We start from the raw sequence: 18,320 nt of genomic DNA, 5'->3' as shown, positions 1-18,320 counted from the left end.
GCATTGCGTTTGTGGTGCCGTTTCCAAGCGCAACAATAATATCAATAGCAACCTGACTGACGGCGGATAGGGCTGGGTATGACTGACGACAATACAAAACCTCGGGATTCGAGTGCCGATTTGGAGGACATGGTTGCCTCCACTGACTCGGGAGCCCGCAAACCAGCTGGCATGCCCGGTAAGCTATTGGTGAGCATTGCAGCGGCATGGTCGCTGTTCCAATTATGGATTGCTTCTCCGGTGCCCTTTATTCTGGGTTTCGGTGTGTTCAGTGCCACGGAATCCCGCTCTATTCACCTGGCCTTTGCGCTTTTTCTGGCCTACATGGCCTATCCGGCACTCAAGTGTTCGCCCCGTGACCGAATCCCTAATCTGGATTGGGTGCTTGCTTCGGTGGCGGCCTTCTGCGGCGCTTACATGTTTATCTTCTACGAAGGTCTGTCTCAGCGCCCCGGCGCGCCGATATTGCAGGATGTGATAGTAGGCGTGGCAGGGATTCTGCTGCTGCTTGAGGCAACCCGCCGCGCGCTGGGTCCGCCGCTGATGATTGTGGCGTCGGTGTTTCTTATTTACAGTCTTGCTGGTCCCTGGATGCCCGGTATCCTCTCCCATGGAGGCGTTAGCCTGTTCGGGCTGATCAATCACCAGTGGTTGACCACCCAAGGTGTCTTTGGTATTGCGCTGGGGGTCTCGACCAGTTTTGTGTTCCTGTTCGTTCTGTTCGGCGCTCTGCTCGACAAGGCCGGGGCAGGTAACTACTTTATCAAGGTGGCGTTCTCGCTGCTTGGCCACTACAAGGGCGGGCCGGCTAAGGCTGCCGTAGTGGCGTCTGCTATGACCGGGCTGATATCCGGTTCATCTATTGCCAACGTGGTCACCACGGGCACCTTTACTATTCCGATGATGAAACGCGTCGGCTTTTCCGCTGAAAAGGCCGGGGCTGTCGAGGTGGCGTCTTCGGTCAATGGCCAGATCATGCCGCCTGTCATGGGCGCGGCCGCGTTCCTGATGGTCGAGTATGTGGGCATTTCCTATGTCGATGTCATCAAGCATGCCTTCTTGCCTGCCTTGATCTCTTATATCGCACTGGTTTATATCGTTCACCTGGAGGCCCTGAAAGCTAATATGCAGGGCCTTGAAAGCAGCAATCCGCCTAAGCCTCTGGTGCGCAAGGTGATGGGCTTTCTCGGTGGGCTTCTGTTGATGATGGTGACGGCTATGGTCGTCTATTACGGCCTTGGCTGGCTCAAGCCGGTTCTCGGCGATGCCACTCCTTGGGTGGTCTCGGTTGGGCTGGCGGTGATTTATGTCGCTTTGCTTAAACTGGCAGCCGGCTACCCTGAACTGGAGTTGGATGACCCCAATGAGCCGATCTATTCCCTGCCGCAAACCAGGCCCACGGTGCTGGTTGGTTTGCAGTACATCTTACCGGTGGTTGTGCTGGTTTGGTGTTTGATGGTCGAGCGCCTGTCGCCGGGCTTGTCGGCTTTCTGGGCCACGGTGTTCATGGTGTTTATCATTCTTACCCAGCGCCCTATCACCTCAATCTTCCGCGGCCGTAGTAAAATGGGCGCCGATTTGCGCGAAGGCGCCATGGATTTATGGGTTGGCCTGGTCACCGGCGCCCGCAACATGATTGGTATCGGCATTGCCACGGCCACCGCTGGCGTCATCGTCGGGGCTGTGTCGCAGACCGGGGTCGGCTTGGTGCTGGCAGAGGTGGTTGAGATCCTGGCGATGGGGAACTTGCTGCTGATCTTGCTGCTTACGGCGGTGCTTAGTCTGATTCTTGGTATGGGTCTGCCCACTACGGCCAACTACATCGTGGTCTCTGCGCTGCTGGCGCCGATTATTGTTCAGCTGGGGGCCGAGAACGGCCTGCTGGTGCCGTTGATTGCGGTGCATCTGTTCGTGTTCTACTTCGGCATTATGGCCGACGTGACGCCGCCGGTGGGGCTGGCGTCCTTTGCGGCGGCTGCGGTTTCCGGTGGCGACCCAATTCGGACCGGCTTCCAGGCCTTCTATTACAGCCTTCGTACCGCGGCTTTGCCGTTCCTGTTTATCTTCAATACCGACCTGTTGCTGATCGATGTAACTTTCTTTCAGGGGATTTTGATCTTTGTGGTGTCGACCATTGCCATGCTGATCTTCGCGGCGGCGACTCAGGGTTACATGATTACCCGCAGCCGCTGGTACGAATCCGCCGTGTTGTTGCTCATAGCGTTCACGCTGTTCCGGCCCGGGTTCTGGATGGACATGATTCACGATCCCTATGAGTCCATGCCACCTGCACAGTTCGTAGAGGCCATCGGCAGTGCCGATGAAGACTCTACCTTGCGCATACAGATCGCAGGTCTTGATGCGTTCGGCGACCCCATGACCACCTACATGACCGTGCCAGTGCCAGACGGCGATAGCGGGCAGGAGCGGCTGGATAATCTGGGCCTGGAGCTGTTGATCGAAGGCGATAAGGCAATTGTCGATATGGTGGCTTATGGCAGCCAGGCGTCGGATCTTGGCTTCGATTTTGACCAGGAAATCATTGAGGTACTGGCTCCTGTTGACCGCTGGACCAAGGAGCTGATGTGGATCCCCGCCTTCCTGGTTTTCGGGCTGGTCATACTGTTGCAGCGCCGGCGTCGTGACAAAACGGCGGCTACCGCCACTGCTTGAAGGAGATTGCCATGTACAGCAAGATCATGTTGCCACTGGACCTTAATGAAGAGGCGTCTTGGTCCAAAGCGTTCCCCACCGCTTTGACGCTATGTAGAAGTTTCGGCGCATCGTTGCATCTGGTTACGGTTCTGCCGGATTACAATATGCCGATAGTGGGGTCTTATTTTCCTAAAGACTTCGCAAAAAAGGCCCATAAGGCGATAGCCGAGGCTCAGCATGCCTTCATTAAAGCGAACGTGCCCGCGGATGTAAGGGCGCAAAGTGTCATTGTCGATGGCTCGCCCTGGGAGGCGATCATCAAGGTGGCAAAGCAACTTGATATCGATTTGATCGTTATGGCGTCCCATAACAAGCGTAAGTTCGCCGATTACGTGCTCGGCCCCAACGCCGAGCACGTGGTGCATCATGCCAAGATGTCGGTAATGATCGTGCGCTAAGCTTAAGCTGGGGCGTTTACGGCATGCGACGACTGTTTTCCTGCGCCCCTTTCGCACGAACAGCGGGTCATTCCAGGCCGGAGTAAAACCGCTCGATGAAAAGCCAGGAGCTGCATCTGCTTTATGTGTTCGATGCGATCATGACCGAGCGTTCGGTCACTCGCGCGGCTGAAAGCCTGGCAATGACGCGACCGGCGGTATCCAACGCGATTTCGCGAATGCGGCAGGTTTGGAATGACCCGCTGTTCGTGCGAAAGGGTCGCAAAATAGAACCGACATCTTATGCGCTCAGCCTTTGGGACCGTATTCGGGGCCCAATCTATGACCTGTCAACCGCCGTCAGATCCACTAAGTTCGATCCCGCGCAGGCACGCCGGACTTTCCGGATTGCGGTCACGGATCTCACCGTAGAAATGATCTGGCGCCAACTGGCCGAAAAACTCGAGCGCGTGGCGCCAGGCGTTGACCTTCACGCTGTTCCTTTTACGCCGGAAGGAACCCACAGTGATTTACGCGAAGCCAACGTAGACCTCGCCATTGGACCAATCAGCCATCATGACAATAGCCTTAGAAGTATCTGGCTGTTCCAAGGGGGTTATCAGGTTGCAATGCGGGCCGACCATCCGCTGGCAGGTAAACAGCTCTCTATGGAAGATTTCATAGATGCGCGGCACTTGCTGGTGACGATGTCCGGCGAAGCTCACGGGCTTGTCGACAGCTATCTTGATCTAAAAGGGCTAAACCGGCGCATTGCGGTAACGGTAAATGAGTTTGTGGGTCGCGCTTTTGCCGTTTGACCTTGATCCCAGTAGTCTCTACCTGTTTTGGCACACTAGGCACGACCGCGATCCTGGCATTGTCTGGCTGCGAGAGTTGATCGAGAGCTCGATGAAAGAGCGTTACTCAAGCATCATGGACATGACTGACTAAATCATCATTTTCGATGATATTTTAAGTACAGAGTTAAGCCCAGCGGGTCGGGGGAAATATGTTTTACCGCCGAGCAGTTGGTAAAAAATACATCCCGACGGCTGAGTTCTTAAGCACAATGGCTACGCTACTTAGATTTTAGATGTGCGTTGGGCAGATGTGTGGTCAACGGCAACAATCTCGCCGCGAATTACGACGTGACCTCTGTATGGAGCGGGCGCTGCTGGCTGCTCGGTCTTCTGCTCGTCGGACTTCCGGTCTGCCAAGCTGGCAGAGGCTGGGAGGGCAAAAGCGACTAGGACTGCTACGAGTGCGGTTGCAGTAATTTTACGCATGGTTATTCTCCTAAGGATCATCGATTGGTGTGTCAGGGACTGGAAATCACGTGGGTGCTTTCGAATCCGATGAGAGCATTATCAGGATGAAGAGCTAGGTTGAATAATTGTTGTCTGATATTTCTGGTATCACTGTGAGTGATGAGTAAGACGATAGAACATAGCGTTGTCGAATAGCGTCAGCCTCAATCGGTTGGTTTACCGCCTGATCGCCAAGTGTTTGAATGCTTTCTCTTTTTGTCGTAAGAAGCAGGCTTTCAAGTGGCTGGGCGTCCATTTGCTCCGCAATACCCTGTGGTAAGGTGCGCCTATGATTACACTTGACCAAACGACAGCTCAGCGCATCGTAGACAGGGCAATGCAGGTTATTGGCCACTCGGTAAATGTGATGACGCCCGACGGCGTGATCATCGCTTCAGGTGATCCGCTACGAGTTGGTGAAATTCATCAGGGCGCACGGCATGTGGCTGTGCGAGGGGAGTCGCTGGCGGTTGATGCTCACAATGCCGAGCAATTCCCCGGGGTTCGCCATGGTGTTAACGTTCCTATTACGGTCGGTCATCAAGTCGTTGCTGTTGTTGGCATTTCCGGGGAACCGGCCAAAGTCTTGCCGTTTGCAGATTTGGTGAAGGTTACGGCAGAGCTCATGCTGGAACATACCGCTCTGCTGGAACTAGGCCAGCACCGTCGCCGGCAAATTGAGGATACGTTGTTAGCCCTGATTAATGGACGCACCGTACCGCAGGTTTGGTTGGAACGAGTCGGCTTCGATCAGGCTCAGCCACGCCTTGCATTGATCATAGAGCCTGTTCAGTTACCCGGTCCCGACGATTTTGTCATTTCGCTGACGCGACAGCTTGAGTTCAGCGACAAAAACTTGTTATTGGCCCAGGTAGCGCCCCAGCGACTTCTTGTTGTTGTGCCGGTAAAGGCGCCAGGTGCCTCGGAGCAGCGCTCAATAACAGAACAAGCGCTGACACGCTTGCAGCGTCATTTACCGTCAGCCACTCACATGTCGATTGTGGTCGCTGTTGGGCAGCACATGGAGGGCAACCTGCAGGGATGTTACGAATCTGCCCTGGCAACAATGACTCATGGCCGACGTGAGTCGCCACAAAATACAGTTCATTGTTATTCAAACAATCCAGTGACCATTTTATGGGAGAGCCTAAATCCTGGCTGGCAACAGCATGAACTGTTGCGCCCTTTGCAAGCGCTGCATGCTCATCCCCGCCATTCTCTGTATGTGCGAACCTTAAACGCATTTTTTGACGCCAATGGCGATGTACAACAATGTGCGTCGGCCTTGCACTTGCACCGCAATACCATTCGATACCGTTTGAAAAGCATTGAGCAGCTCACCGGTTTGTCTCCTTTCAAGCTCCCGGAACTTCTCCATTTGTATCTGGCATTGAGCGCAGGCAGCCTCTCCAAAAGCCATTGATTTGTCGGTTTGCACAAAAAAGAGCAAGTTTTGGCTCAATTTTCAGTATATTTGACTAAAGACGAATCTCCGCTCAGATTCTAGACTCAGTGATTGTACTGAGCTCCCTTCTTGGGAAAATAATAATTGAAGCGATGCCGGAGATTTTCTATGCACATGGTTTTCATTTTAATCGCTCTTATTGCGTTTATTGTGTTCGCAACGAGTAAATTGCGGCTCAATCCTTTCATCACACTTTTGCTGGCATCGTTCATCGCCGCTTTCGCATTTGGCCTGCCCCTCGACTCCATCGAATCAACGATTCGTGGGGGTTTTGGTAAAATTCTCGGCTATATCGGCCTGGTTATTGTTTTGGGTACCATCATTGGTGTGATTCTTGAGCGCACCGGTGCCGCTATTGTAATGGCTGAAACCATCATCAAATTTTTAGGGAAAAAGTTTCCCACCATGACGATGTCTATCGTCGGTTTTATTGTGTCTATTCCGGTATTTTGTGATTCCGGTTTCGTCATTCTCAACAGCCTGAAGCGCTCCATGGCAAGAACCCTTAGCGTATCCCCCGTAGCAATGACGGTTGCGCTTTCTACCGGTCTATTTGCAACCCATACCCTTGTACCGCCCACGCCTGGCCCGATTGCGGCAGCGGGCAACCTGGGGCTGGAAAACAACTTGGGGCTGGTTATCGGCGTCGGCCTTGTTTTTGCCATAATCGCGGCGACGGCGGGTTTGATTTGGGCCTATTTCTCACGAAATCTTCCCAGCACAGAGCTGGATCTGACAGAAGAAGCGTTTGAGGAAGGCAAAGAGCATTACGGCGAACTGCCTGGTCCATGGAAAGCCTTTGCCCCCTATTTTTGTGCCTATTGTCCTTATTTGTTTAGGCTCAGTAGCCAGTTACCCAACCGCCCCGTTGGGTGATGGGTTTCTGTATGAAGCGCTGAACTTTCTTGGTAAGCCGCTGAATGCTCTGTTGATTGGCCTCGGGTTTGCCGTGCTGCTGATTCAAGGTGATGAGAAACTCAAAGGATTTGCCCGTCACACTGAAAAAGGTCTGGTTGTCTCGGCGCCGATTATTCTGATTACCGGTGCGGGTGGGGCATTCGGTGCTGTGCTTGCCGCTACACCGCTGGGTGATTTCCTTGGGCAGAACCTGTCTACATTGGGTCTGGGGGTTATCATGCCTTTCATTGTGGCCGCTGCGCTCAAATCGGCGCAAGGCTCTTCAACTGTCGCTCTGGTTACCGCTTCTGCGCTGGTTGCTCCGTTGTTGCCGCAGCTGGGATTGGACTCAGATATGGGCCGCGTTTTAACGGTTATGGCCGTTGGTGCGGGCGCAATGACTGTATCCCACGCCAACGACAGCTATTTTTGGGTGGTATCCCAGTTCAGTAAAATGGACGTTGCAACGGCGTATCGCTCACACACCGCGGCAACACTGTTTATGGGCCTGGTGACTATTACTTCCGTATGGCTGGTTTCCCTGGTAGCCCTATAAGGGGCATTAGGGATATTTAAACAATTACTGTTAAGGGCTGCAGCATGCGCGTACTTATTGCCCCTGATTCGTTTAAAGAGTGCCTGACGGCGGAAGCCGTCGCTGACGCCATTGCCGTCGGCTGGTTACGCGGTGCTCCAGATGATCAGGTTATTAAGATCCCACTGGCAGATGGTGGCGAAGGCACAACGGCCACTCTTGTGGGGGCTATGCAGGGCAGGTTGCTCCAGGCACGGGTAAGCGGCCCTTCCGGTGCTTTGGTTAACGCCAGTTACGGGCTGATAGATAACGGGAAAACCGCCATTGTTGAAGTTGCTGAGGCAAGCGGCCTGCACTGCGTGGCCGAGCCCGACCGTAATGCGATGACAGCGTCCAGTTATGGCACTGGTGAGCTCATTATGGCCGCTTTGAAACACCAGCCGAAGACTCTCATCGTTTGCTTGGGCGGCAGTGCCACCACCGATGGCGGCGCAGGTTTGCTACAAGCTATGGGCGCACAATTATTGGACTGTAAGGGTCAGTCCATAACTTCTGGCGGTGCGGGTTTAAAATACATCAGCCACTTTGATGTTACCGACGCGAAAGCAAGCCTGGCAGGCATAGACGTTGTGGTTGCCTGCGATGTAACTAACCCCTTGCTCGGCGACTTGGGCGCCGCAGCCGTATTCGGGCCACAAAAAGGTGCCTCGCCAGACGATGTCAAGCTGCTCGACGCCAACCTTAGCCACTTTGCTCGGTGTGTGGAGCAAAATGGTTACGACATAAGCAGCTTTGCGGGAAGTGGTGCAGCTGGCGGCATTGGGGGAACGGTTGCCGGGATTCTCGGTGGGCTTTTAAAGCCCGGTATCGAATTGGTGATGGCCGCCGTGGGTATGGAGGCGCAGATGAAGGCCGCCGACCTGGTGATTACGGCCGAAGGAGCGATCGATGGCCAAAGTGCTTCCGGTAAAACACCAACAGGCGTTGCCAAGCTGGCGCAACGCTATCAGGTACCTGTTATTGGCCTTGCCGGCATGCTGGGAGGCGATAATATGACGGCCATTCATGAGGCGGGTATTACGGCTGTCTTCTCGATTGCCCCAGGGCCAATCAGTAAAAACGACGCTATCGCACGTGCGGCACATTACCTTGAAAGCACCAGCGAGCAACTGGCTCGGCTTGTTTTAAGGCTGAAATAAAAAACCGAAACAGGCGCAGGTTGCAGTAATACCGGTAAAGCGGGTTTATGTTTCGTATTCTCCGTTCTTTACCAAAGGCTGTTGAGCGACTTTAATCAATAGTCGTCGATGCCGTACTTGGAGCCCTCGCGCCCAATGCCGGACTCTTTGACGTCACCAAAGGGAGCTACCTCGGTGGGAATTATCCCTTCGTTGATGCCCACCATTCCGTATTCCAGCGCTTCGGCGACCCGCCAGATACGGCCGATGTCCCGGGCGTAAAAGTAGGCGGCCAAACCGAATGGGGTGTCGTTGGCGGTTTTCACGGCCTCGGCCACCAGTCCCTTTACTTTGGCCACTGCTTTGGCGTTGATCAGGGGGCCGATGGTGACCGATGGTGCCGACTCTATTGTGAGCTTACGGCAGCATAGCGCAACTTCCTGCTGAGCTTCTGATTCAATGAATGCCTCAACCCTATCAGGAGGCAGTCATGATTCCACTAACCCCCGTCAACGATACCGTTCAGCTCCAGAGGCGGCTCGATTCGCTGGCCGCAGACTTCACGCGCTGGCGTGCGCAACGACCACACCAGCGTGCGGCCGTGCCTCAGTCACTGCGCGACAGGGCCGTCGCGCTGGCACTGGCATCCTCGCGGGTCTGTGTCAGCAAGGCGCTCAGTATCAGCTACACCATGCTGAACACCTGGTCGCCGAAGTTGCAGGCGCAAGCAACGACACGTCGGGGCGCTGCTCCACAGACAGTGACACGCTCATGTGTATCAGCACCAACCTTCGTGCCGCTTGAACAGGCGATAGCCGAAACCGAAACCGATATCACTGTCCCAACCTTCACCCTCTCGACCTCATCAGGGCAACGGCTGACCATCGAAGGCGCCTGCAGTCCTGCTCAGGTGAGTGCGCTGGTACTGGCGCTCTGCGCCACGGAGGCCGCATGATCCTGCTGACCAGCTCGAGCCGCATCCTGCTGGCAGCGCAGCCGGCTGACTTTCGTCGCGGCATCGATGGCTTCGTGGCCCTGTGCCGTGATCAGCTCAGACAGGATCCGCGCGGTGATACCCGCTTCGTCTTCACCAACAAAAGCCGCACCATGGTCCGCGTGCTCTGCTATGACGGCAGCGGGTTCTGGCTCATGACCAAACGCCTCTCGCAAGGCCGCTTTACCCGCTGGCCGGCCGCAGGCAGTGCGCTGACCGTGCTGGAGGCGGCGCAGCTGCGGCAGTGGCTGCGTGGCCCTGTCGAGAAATTATCTTGAAAACGTTCGAAAACTCAGTAGGCTATGCCAACATCTTCAAACAGACTCACAACAGGAACAGATCATGGCTGCCAGTGCCACAACACTGACCGAAGCGCAGGTAGAAGCGCTGACCACGCGCGTGCAACATGCGCTGGATCATGATCTGGCCCTACCCCCCGAAGATGTCAGGCTGCTGCTCGATGCGCTGATGACGCTGGCGAAGCTGCAGGCTGGCATCAAGTCCAGGAGAGTCGGCCTGCACAAGCTGCGGAAGCTGGCCGGCCTGGTCGATGCTTCAGAAAAGCTCAGCAGTCTGCTGGGCACCGCCACTGGGAAGAGCGGATCACGCAAAGCCTCATCACGCAGTCCGGCCACCTCGGCCGAACCACCGGCTGTCGAGGCGGTGCCACCGACGGTCGAACATCATGCGCTCGAAGACGTCAGCAAGGGCGACGACTGCCCTGAATGCGAGACCGGCAAGCTCTACAAGTACGATCCGGCCAGCTTCGTCCGCATTGAGAGTCAGCCACCGTTTAATGCCGTGCAGCACGTGGCCGAGCGCCTGCGCTGCAACGCCTGCGGTGTCTTCATCACGGCCACACTGCCAGACTCTGTTCTGCAGGACGGCGGGCGAGGCCAGAAGTACGGCTACGGCGCCAGAGCCCTGATGGCCATGAACAAGTACTTCGCCGGCCACCCGTTTTACCGTCAGGGCACCCTGAATCAGCTCCTGGGCGTGCCAATGACAGCCTCGACGATCTTCGATCAGTGCGAGCATCTGGCCAATGATCTCAAGCCGGTGCATGACACCCTGCTCAAGCTGGCCGCCGACGCCTGGCTGTATCATATCGACGATACCGGGAACCGGATACTGGATCAGAAACCGGTCATGAAACGCAGTCGCCATGACGGCCGTGAGCGACTGCGCTCCGGCATTCATACCTCCGGCATGATTGCCGAGCAAGGTGACGGTCCGCCCCTGGTGCTGTACCAGACATCGCTCAGCCATGCCGGTGAATTACTGGACGATGTCCTGCGCCTGCGCAGTGACGGCAGCCCGCCGCCGCTGGTGATGAGTGATGCGCTCTCATCCAACCATGTCAGCCGCACCCCGCTGCGCATCGCCCTGTGCAATGCACACGGCCGGCGCAACTTTGCCGATCTGGTGGTGCACTTTCCTGAAGAGGCGGAGGCGGTACTGACGCGTTACCAGCTGATCTGGCAACACGACACTGAAGCGACTGAGCAGCAGATGACGGCCGCGCAGCGGCTGGCCCATCACCGCAAGCACTCACTTCCGGTGATGGAAGACATCCGCCGCTATGGCGCAGACCGGCTGGCTGCGAACGCGGCTGAAGCCAACAGCAGCTTTGGCCAGGCGGTCAACTACTTCAACAAACACTTCGACGGACTCAGCGCATTCTGCCGCCAGGAGGGGGCACCGCTCGACAACAATCGCATGGAGCGTGGTCTCAAGCTGCCGATCCGCAATCGCAAGAACGCCATGTTCTTCAAGAGCGCCGCCGGTGCGGCCATCGCCGATGTGATCACCTCAGTGATTGCAACCTGTGCCGCAGCCGGGATCAATCCGCTGATTTACCTGCGCAGCGTCCAGCGCCATGCCAGCGAAGCCAGGCAAAGTCCGCAGAGCTGGTTGCCGTGGACCTATCAAAGCCACAGCAGTCAAGACGTCAAGGCCGCCTGAGCGCGCCCTCCAGGTAGGTCTAGCACAAGCGTAGCGCGAAGTTGCGCTATGCTGCCGTAAGGTCACGATCGGTGTTGGTATCTTTTACTTTATTATTTCATACCCCTTATCGTCATATGGTCGGTATGTTGAGAGGAAAATGGCAATATGATTAGTATCCAGAATGTCCATAAATCCTTTGGCGATCTTGAAGTTCTGAAAGGCGTTAGCCTGGATGTCCAAAAAGGCGAAGTTCTCAGCATTATCGGGGTTCCGGTAGCGGTAAGTCGACTTTTTTGTATTGTATCAATGCCATCGAGGGTATTCACAAAGGTAAAATCTTTGTAGATGAGGTTGATGTTCATAGCAAAGAGACCAACAAAGATAAGCTGCGCCAAAAATTGGGCATGGTGTTTCAGCAATGGAACTCTTTTCCGCACATGACCGTGCTGGAAAACGCGGCCTTGGCACCGAGAATTGTCAAAAAAATGAGCAAGGCAGAAGCGATTGAAGTCGCCAAAAAGGAACTCGTGCATGTGGGTCTGGGTGACAAGTTTGACGTTTACCCTACAAAAATGTCTGGCGGCCAACAGCAGCGCCTGGCGATTGCCCGCGCCCTTGCCATGAAGCCCGATTACATGCTCTTTGATGAGGTTACATCCGCCCTTGATCCCGAATTGGTGGGCGAGGTTCTGGATACGTTGCGGCTTTTGGCGGATGAGGGAATGACCATGATCTGCGTAACACATGAAATGAGTTTCGCGCGTGATGTGTCTGATCGCGTGGCTTACTTTCATGAAGGCGTTATTGCCGAGCTTGGCGAGGCCAGACAGGTTATTACCGATCCGCAAAACCCGTTAACTCAGAAATTCCTGTCAAAAGTACGCTGATACGATAATGCTGATTTGAATCTGTAAGGGGTCGAGTGAAAACTCGACCCCTTTTTTTGTTTTCCTGTTAAAGGAGTGGTGGTGCGCTTAAGAGTTCTTGTCCGGTTTCGGCTCGGGAGGTGGAGTCACGCTTTCAGGGCTACCCTCAAAACCGCTCCTAAGTGAGTGGGTTTGCGGGTCATAGTTGTCCCGAAGTTCGTCTTTTACTGTGCCGCTCCAGAGTGGTGTCCCAATAAAGTAACCGGCACGCCCGATAACATGAGCTGCAATCGGCGAGGTAATCAGGATGAACACGACGATGGCGAATGCCCGTGCCAATACGACGCCGTCGGCAAAGAAAAACGCCACTCCAGCCATGGTGAACATGGCTCCCATGGCCCCCGCCTTGGTGGATGCATGCATGCGTGTGGGCAAATCCGGTAAACGAACGATGCCAACGGCCGCCAGCAACATGAAGCCGGCGCCGGCCAGTAGCAGTATGGATACGATGATATCCGTCATTCTTGCGTCCCCCGTTCCAGAAACCGCGCAAAGCCGATGGCAGCAAGAAACGCAGTCAGGGCGATAACAATCGCGACGTCCAGCAGGCTTGAAATACCGGTGTCAATCGCATGAACTCCCACAAAGCCCACCACGATCGATGCAATCAGTTCCAAAGCCACCACTCTGTCCGGAAGAGACGGGCCCCGCGTCAGGCGAATGAACGCAAGCAAGAGCGCCAGGGAAAGCAGAAAATAAACAATATTGATGACAAACGGGATCACGTTTTGGCTCCTCAGCGCAAGATCTTCAGGATTCTGTGCTCAAGTTCCCTGAGGTCTTGCCGCAACTCTGTTTCATCCTGTAGAAACATGGCGTGTATATAAAGCACCTTTTTGTCGTCGGACACGTCCAGGCTCAGGGTACCGGGTGTCAGTGAAATCACGCTGCTCAGGAACATAATCTCGACATCGGTGCAGGCCTCGAGGCGAAACGCAATAACGCCGGGCTTCATATACCAGACCGGTGTGGCAACGTCGTAGGCGACGCGGTAATTCGCTTTTACCAATTCCTTTATAAAGAATACCAAAAACGTGACGACCCTCGGAATGCGCCTGGAATAACCTTTAAGTACCGGCACCTGTCTTTGCAAGACCATGAGCGCCAGGTAACCGAAGAAGAAGCCTGCCACGAAGTTCATGCCGCTGAAGCTGCCGCTCAGAGCTACCCATGCCAGCGCCAGCATGATGTTCCAGAAAAAACCGATCATTGCTGTGCCCCCAGAACCGCTTCGATATAAAGCTGCGGATTCAACAGCTGGTGTGCCGCCATTTCTGCCAGCTCATAGATCGGCTGACCATTAAGGCCGATAAACACGGTGCAGGCCGCAAGGCCGATCACCGGCACGAAGTAGGCCCAGTTGTGTTTGTCTTTCACCTCGCCCCGCAAACGGCGCAAATCGGTCACGTGTTCCGGTGTTTTCTTCCAAAACACTTCCGCCCAGATTTTAATCATGGAATAGAGAGTCAGCAAACCCACTAGCAAGGCAATACCGGTGACAACATAGGCCTCCGCTTCCAGACCAGCGCGGATAACCACGAATTTTGCAAAGAAACCGGACAGCGGCGGAATGCCCGCCAGTGACAGGGCGGGGATAAGGAAAAGCAGCGCCAAAAGAGGACGTTCTTTGTAAACGCCACCGAGGTCTTTCAGGTCGTAACTGCCGAGTAACCGATAGGTGATACCGCTGATCAGGAACAGATTCGTCTTAACAATAATGTGGTGCATGATATAAAACACCCCGCCAATGATGGCCAGCGGCGTGAACAGCGCCAGGCCCAGAATCATGTAGCCAATCTGGCTGACAATGTGGAAAGACAGGATCCGGCGGAACTCGAACTGCGCGGCAGCCCCAAGCACACCGGTCAGCATGGTCAGCGCCGCAGTCCACAGAAGAATGGTGTGGGTATAATCAATGTCCTGAGTGAAAATTAACGTGAAAACGCGATAAAGGGCGTAGACACCTACCTTGGTCAGCAGGCCGGCGAACAGTGCAGAAACAGCCACTTGGGGGGTGTGATAAGAGGCCGGTAGCCAGAAAAACAGTGGGAAGGCCGCCGCCTTTATACCGAAGGACACCATGAACATCATCGATATGACGGTCACCATACCGGGGTCTTCAATGGTTGCTACTTTCTGAGCAATGTCGGCCATATTCAGTGTGCCGACCGTGCCGTAAAGCAAACCCACTGCAGACAGGAAAATGGCCGAGGAGAACAGGTTCAGAGTGACGTATTTTATCGCGCCCTCCATTTGTGCCCGTTCGCCTCCCAGGGTGAGCAGGGCGAAGGAGGCGAGCAGCATTACCTCAAACCAAACAAAAAGATTAAAAATATCGCCAGTCAGAAAAGAGCCGGCAACGCCTGCCAGCAGCAGATGCATCAGTGGGTAATAGCCAAACTTCTCGTGACCTTTGGGCGTGGAAGCCAGCGAATAGATGGCGATGGCCAGCCCTATGATGCCGGTCAGCACGATCATGATGGCGCTGAGCAAATCGGAGACAAACACAATGCTGAAAGGTGCCGGCCAGCTTCCCATTTCCATAACCAGAAACCCCTGGTCTATGGTGGAGCGCAGCAACCATACGCTGGCTGCAAGAAGCAAAGCGGTCGCTAACACGGCAATGATGCGCTGATAGCGAATTGACCGCCACAGCGCTATCGACACTGCGCCGGCAGTCAGTGGTATCAAAATCGGTAAGGCAAGTTCCAGGTTCAAGTGTCCGTATCCTTCATCTGGTCAAGATCATCGGTTCCCACGACTTCATAAGCGCGGCGTATCAGAACCACTGCAAATGCCAGAACACCAAAGGCAATAACAATTGCTGTGAGGATCAGCGCTTGGGGTAGCGGGTCAGCTATGGCACCCAACGGGACTTCAGCGCCTTCCGGCAGTAGCGGCGGCGCTCCGCGGGTCATACCTGAGACCACAAAAATAAGGAGGTTGGCAGCGTTGCTTAACAAGATCAGACCGATAACCAGTTTGACGATGGAGCGGCGCAGCATCATGTAAATCGCTGCAGCGAACAGGATGCCGACGACATAAGCCATCAAGCTTTCCATACTGGCGCTCCTTGTGTGTTCAACGGGGGCGAGTGGTTACGATAATCCTGAATCATTCCTCCGACTCCATCAGGTTGATCACAAACGTCATGATGGTTCCGAGCACGGCCGCGTAGACGCCGATATCGAAAATTAGCACGGTCGACAGCTTGAGATAGGTATCGCCGGGCAAAGGCAGTTCCCACCAATGGGCCGTTAACATGGGTTGGCCGGCCAAAAAAGCGGGAAGCGTTGATGCAAGGGCGAATAGCAGGCCCGCTGACAGTAAATCCCTGGGATCGACCCGAAGAATGCGCCGTGTGGCTGTCGAACCGAATGCGAAGGCATAAAGCACGAACGCGCTTGCGGCTACAAGCCCGCCGATAAAACCGCCGCCGGGTTCGTCATGGCCCCGGAGCAACAGAAATAACGAGAACATCAACTGCAGCGGCATAATGAATAGTGCCGCTGTGTGCAGAATCAGCGTGTTTGTTTTCATGGTTTGTGCTGATCCTCCGCCTTCAGTTTAATCATTGAAAGCACACCCAGAGCAGCAAGAGACAAAACAAAGATTTCGCCCAGAGTGTCCAGCGCCCGGAAGTCCACCAGAATGACGTTTACGATGTTGCGGCCGTAGGCAAGCGTTGCGCTGTTTTCGATGTAATAACTCGAAATGCTCTCGAAGTACTGCACGTCCAGCGCCGCAAGAATCACCAGGGTCATAACTATGCCAGCGAAAATCGCAACCGCAAGATCGCGATAACGCTCAAACGGGGACGACAGGTTGCCAAATTCAGGCAGTTTGAACAGCACCAGCACCAGCAGGATCACTGTTAACGTCTCTACCAGCAGCTGGGTGATGCCCAGATCCGGCGCGCTGAACAAAATGAACGTGAGTGCGACACCGAAGCCAAGCACGCCCATGGATGCAACAGAGCCAAGGCGTGAATGGGTCGTGCTGGAGAAAGTCGCGGCCGCTACCAATAACAGCGCAATGCCCCACTCATAAAAGTGACTGTCGGCAAGGTCGAGCGTCAGATTGATTCCGTGTTTGGTCAGCAGCGTGTAGCCGGTTAAACCGAAGGTTACGGCAACCAGAATAAGAAGGTATAGCCCAAGAACACCGTTCTGAAGTACCCGGGTTTGCCAGGCGGCGATGATGGTGATGCCTTCCATGAACTTGAAATATCCAGCCTCCGGGCCAAATCGTGCGGCTGACGTATTGATCGCAGCAAGAGGAGATCGGAGCCGATTCCAGCTGGCCACCAGGCCCCACCCCAGAAGTAGACTAACGATTGACAGCATCAGGGGCTTGTTGACGCCATGCCAAAGCGCCAAATTGGTTTCGACGGCGGACCCATTGATGCTACCAATCGCCGCTTGCAGTAATGCCGCTTCGGGAAGAAAGGGCAGCAGCCCGAACACCAGGGCCGTCACCGCCAGCACCGCCGGGCCAATCAGCATGCCAAAGGGCGCTTCATGGGGGATTCTGGGTGTGTTGCCGACTTTCCCAAAGAACGGTTTGATCGCAACCAACCCGGCCACGGCCACGAGCAGCATCGCTGCCAAGACCGTTGTGATGGTTAGTCCGACTGACCAGAGTGGCGACTCAAGCAGAGACTCAAACAGCAGCTCTTTGGCGATAAAGCCAAACAGCGGTGGTAGCCCTGCCTGGGAAAGAGCGGCGAGGCAGGCAATTGCCGCCGTAATCGGCATGGCCTTTCGCAGCCCGCCCATAACGGTGATGTCTTTTGTGCCGGTCTCGTGATCCAGTGCCCCGGCGACCATGAACAGGGCGCCCTTGTACAGAGAATGCGCTACTAAAAAACAGATAAAAGCGGTCAGGGCCAGCTCCGTGCCTACGCCGATCAGCATGGTCAGGGTGCCCAGTGCCATTATGGTGGAATAGGCCAATACCTTCTTGATACCGGTGCTACTGAACGCCAGATAGGCTCCGGTCAGCATAGTAGCGGCGCCGAAAAGCATGAGCGCCTGGCTCCAGAGTTCACCTTCGCCAAGAGAGGGGTTCAGTCGCGCCATCAAGTAAATGCCAGCCTTTACCATGGTAGCGGAATGCAGAAACGCGGAAACCGGCGTCGGTGCGGCCATGGCGTTGGGGAGCCAGAAATGGAAGGGCACCTGGGCGGATTTGGTAAACGTGCCTGCCAGGATACAAATGACCGCTGCGGTGTAGAGTGCGTGCTCGTGCAACGGCATATCCGACGACAAGATTTCAGACAGCGAATAGCTACCGCTCATGATCGCCAGCAGAATCAGCCCCGCCATCAGTGCCAGGCCGCCGGCAACCGTTACGAAAAGACCCTGCAGGGCAGACTTGCGGGCTGCCATGTCTTCGTGATTAAAGCCAATCAACAGGTAGGAAGTAATGCTGGTCAATTCCCAGAACACGAAGAGCGTTACCAGGTTGTCTGAAAGCACAAGACCAAACATCGACGCCATAAAAGACAACATCAGCACGAAGAACCGGGCCAGATATTTATGTCCGGCAAGATAGGAACCGGAATAAATAAGGATAAATGTGCCGATACCACTGATCAGCAATGCAAAAACCAGAGAAAGCCCGTCTACCAGGAAATTCAGCGTGATATCCAGGCCAGGCAACCAGGCATATTCGATGACCAGCGAACCATTCGCCTGGACGGCTGGAATCAGACTGACGAAGTAGATTGTTAGGCTGGCTGGCAGCAGGGCAAGCGCCCAACCGATGTACCTTCCGGTCACCCGGTGCAGCGCCGGGACGACCATCGCGAGTAAAAATCCTGATAATACAGCCAATAGCATAGTTTGATCGCGCTCCAGTCAGACCCTTCGAAATAATTAGGTTACTGCCGGTAAGGAACCAACTCATAAACGTTAATTATCGCTTCTTTCTCAATCACTTGGGAGACTATCCGACAACTTGGATAAAGGCAAGAAA

At 54.8% G+C, this 18,320-nt stretch carries 14 protein-coding genes and 4 pseudogenes; 10 read left to right on the top strand and 8 right to left on the bottom strand.

The window, feature by feature from the left end; all coding sequences use genetic code 11:
- The first annotated feature begins 78 nt into the window (after window positions 1–78).
- The 6 genes and pseudogenes from ATI45_RS10520 (at window position 79) to ATI45_RS10490 (ending at window position 8,495) form a co-directional block, all read left to right on the top strand.
- Window positions 79–2,673: a TRAP transporter permease gene (locus ATI45_RS10520; protein ID WP_098419458.1), complete on the top strand. Its 2,595-nt coding sequence runs from the start codon at window positions 79–81 to the stop codon at window positions 2,671–2,673.
- Window positions 2,674–2,684: 11 nt separating this feature from the next.
- Window positions 2,685–3,113 (top strand): universal stress protein, encoded by a 429-nt coding sequence (locus ATI45_RS10515; protein WP_098419457.1) that lies wholly within the window; start codon window positions 2,685–2,687, stop codon window positions 3,111–3,113.
- A 95-nt stretch (window positions 3,114–3,208) separates the two neighbouring features.
- Window positions 3,209–4,043: pseudogene (locus tag ATI45_RS10510) on the top strand (LysR family transcriptional regulator).
- Between the two features lie 645 nt (window positions 4,044–4,688).
- Complete coding sequence (locus tag ATI45_RS10500) at window positions 4,689–5,822, top strand: sugar diacid recognition domain-containing protein (RefSeq protein WP_098419455.1); 1,134 nt, start codon at window positions 4,689–4,691, stop codon at window positions 5,820–5,822.
- 150 nt (window positions 5,823–5,972) lie between these two features.
- Window positions 5,973–7,317: pseudogene (locus tag ATI45_RS10495) on the top strand (GntP family permease).
- Between the two features lie 44 nt (window positions 7,318–7,361).
- The gene (locus ATI45_RS10490) at window positions 7,362–8,495 is read left to right on the top strand and encodes a glycerate kinase (protein WP_098419454.1); all 1,134 of its coding nucleotides are present in this window, start codon (window positions 7,362–7,364) and stop codon (window positions 8,493–8,495) included.
- 95 nt (window positions 8,496–8,590) lie between these two features.
- On the opposite strand, the pseudogene ATI45_RS10485 reads toward ATI45_RS10490, so the two are convergent.
- Window positions 8,591–8,809, bottom strand: a pseudogene (locus ATI45_RS10485) (aldehyde dehydrogenase family protein); the annotation flags it as partial.
- 155 nt (window positions 8,810–8,964) lie between these two features.
- On the opposite strand from ATI45_RS10485, the gene ATI45_RS10480 reads away from it, so the two are divergent.
- From ATI45_RS10480 to ATI45_RS10465, 4 genes and pseudogenes are all read left to right on the top strand, one after another.
- Window positions 8,965–9,429: a hypothetical protein gene (locus ATI45_RS10480; protein ID WP_098419453.1), complete on the top strand. Its 465-nt coding sequence runs from the start codon at window positions 8,965–8,967 to the stop codon at window positions 9,427–9,429.
- Window positions 9,426–9,746 (top strand): IS66 family insertion sequence element accessory protein TnpB, encoded by a 321-nt coding sequence (tnpB, locus tag ATI45_RS10475; RefSeq protein WP_018405611.1) that lies wholly within the window; start codon window positions 9,426–9,428, stop codon window positions 9,744–9,746. Before ATI45_RS10480 ends, tnpB begins: the two co-directional genes overlap by 4 nt.
- On the top strand, window positions 9,721–11,433 hold the full coding sequence (gene tnpC, locus ATI45_RS10470; protein ID WP_218926134.1) for an IS66 family transposase: 1,713 nt from the start codon (window positions 9,721–9,723) through the stop codon (window positions 11,431–11,433). Before tnpB ends, tnpC begins: the two co-directional genes overlap by 26 nt.
- A gap of 147 nt (window positions 11,434–11,580) precedes the next feature.
- Window positions 11,581–12,302: pseudogene (locus ATI45_RS10465) on the top strand (amino acid ABC transporter ATP-binding protein).
- An 87-nt stretch (window positions 12,303–12,389) separates the two neighbouring features.
- Here the strand turns inward: ATI45_RS10465 and mnhG are convergent.
- The 7 genes from mnhG to ATI45_RS10430 are packed head-to-tail and all read right to left on the bottom strand — an operon-like array spanning window position 12,390 to window position 18,184.
- A complete protein-coding gene (gene mnhG / locus ATI45_RS10460; protein WP_098419451.1) occupies window positions 12,390–12,803 on the bottom strand; it encodes a monovalent cation/H(+) antiporter subunit G in 414 nt (137 codons plus the stop codon).
- Entirely contained in the window at window positions 12,800–13,066 is a 267-nt protein-coding gene (locus tag ATI45_RS10455; RefSeq protein ID WP_007350768.1) for a monovalent cation/H+ antiporter complex subunit F, read from the bottom strand. The genes mnhG and ATI45_RS10455 overlap by 4 nt, the downstream gene beginning before the upstream one ends.
- Before the next feature lie 11 nt (window positions 13,067–13,077).
- Window positions 13,078–13,551: a Na+/H+ antiporter subunit E gene (locus ATI45_RS10450; RefSeq protein ID WP_098419450.1), complete on the bottom strand. Its 474-nt coding sequence runs from the start codon at window positions 13,549–13,551 to the stop codon at window positions 13,078–13,080.
- Window positions 13,548–15,059, bottom strand: coding sequence for a Na+/H+ antiporter subunit D (locus tag ATI45_RS10445; RefSeq protein WP_098419449.1), 1,512 nt, complete (start codon window positions 15,057–15,059; stop codon window positions 13,548–13,550). The genes ATI45_RS10450 and ATI45_RS10445 overlap by 4 nt, the downstream gene beginning before the upstream one ends.
- On the bottom strand, window positions 15,056–15,403 hold the full coding sequence (locus ATI45_RS10440) for a Na+/H+ antiporter subunit C (RefSeq protein ID WP_098419448.1): 348 nt from the start codon (window positions 15,401–15,403) through the stop codon (window positions 15,056–15,058). The genes ATI45_RS10445 and ATI45_RS10440 overlap by 4 nt, the downstream gene beginning before the upstream one ends.
- A 52-nt stretch (window positions 15,404–15,455) precedes the next feature.
- On the bottom strand, window positions 15,456–15,881 hold the full coding sequence (locus ATI45_RS10435; protein WP_098419447.1) for a Na+/H+ antiporter subunit B: 426 nt from the start codon (window positions 15,879–15,881) through the stop codon (window positions 15,456–15,458).
- Window positions 15,878–18,184 (bottom strand): putative monovalent cation/H+ antiporter subunit A, encoded by a 2,307-nt coding sequence (locus ATI45_RS10430; protein WP_098419446.1) that lies wholly within the window; start codon window positions 18,182–18,184, stop codon window positions 15,878–15,880. The genes ATI45_RS10435 and ATI45_RS10430 overlap by 4 nt, the downstream gene beginning before the upstream one ends.
- Between the last annotated feature and the right edge of the window lie 136 nt (window positions 18,185–18,320).

It is taken from the genome of Marinobacter sp. LV10MA510-1 (assembly GCF_002563885.1).
In the GTDB taxonomy this organism is placed as follows: domain Bacteria; phylum Pseudomonadota; class Gammaproteobacteria; order Pseudomonadales; family Oleiphilaceae; genus Marinobacter.
This window is presented reverse-complemented; position numbering and strand designations above follow the sequence as displayed.

Bases quoted from the DNA above. Each gene is read 5' to 3' on its own strand.
- ATI45_RS10520 (WP_098419458.1), top strand. From the start codon at position 79: ATGACTGACGACAATACAAAACCTCGGGATTCGAGTGCCGATTTGGAG.
- ATI45_RS10515 (WP_098419457.1), top strand. From the start codon at position 2,685: ATGTACAGCAAGATCATGTTGCCACTGGACCTTAATGAAGAGGCGTCT.
- ATI45_RS10500 (WP_098419455.1), top strand. From the start codon at position 4,689: ATGATTACACTTGACCAAACGACAGCTCAGCGCATCGTAGACAGGGCA.
- ATI45_RS10490 (WP_098419454.1), top strand. From the start codon at position 7,362: ATGCGCGTACTTATTGCCCCTGATTCGTTTAAAGAGTGCCTGACGGCG.
- ATI45_RS10480 (WP_098419453.1), top strand. From the start codon at position 8,965: ATGATTCCACTAACCCCCGTCAACGATACCGTTCAGCTCCAGAGGCGG.
- tnpB (WP_018405611.1), top strand. From the start codon at position 9,426: ATGATCCTGCTGACCAGCTCGAGCCGCATCCTGCTGGCAGCGCAGCCG.
- mnhG (WP_098419451.1), bottom strand. From the start codon at position 12,803: ATGACGGATATCATCGTATCCATACTGCTACTGGCCGGCGCCGGCTTC.
- ATI45_RS10450 (WP_098419450.1), bottom strand. From the start codon at position 13,551: ATGATCGGTTTTTTCTGGAACATCATGCTGGCGCTGGCATGGGTAGCT.
- ATI45_RS10440 (WP_098419448.1), bottom strand. From the start codon at position 15,403: ATGGAAAGCTTGATGGCTTATGTCGTCGGCATCCTGTTCGCTGCAGCG.
- ATI45_RS10435 (WP_098419447.1), bottom strand. From the start codon at position 15,881: ATGAAAACAAACACGCTGATTCTGCACACAGCGGCACTATTCATTATG.
- ATI45_RS10430 (WP_098419446.1), bottom strand. From the start codon at position 18,184: ATGCTATTGGCTGTATTATCAGGATTTTTACTCGCGATGGTCGTCCCG.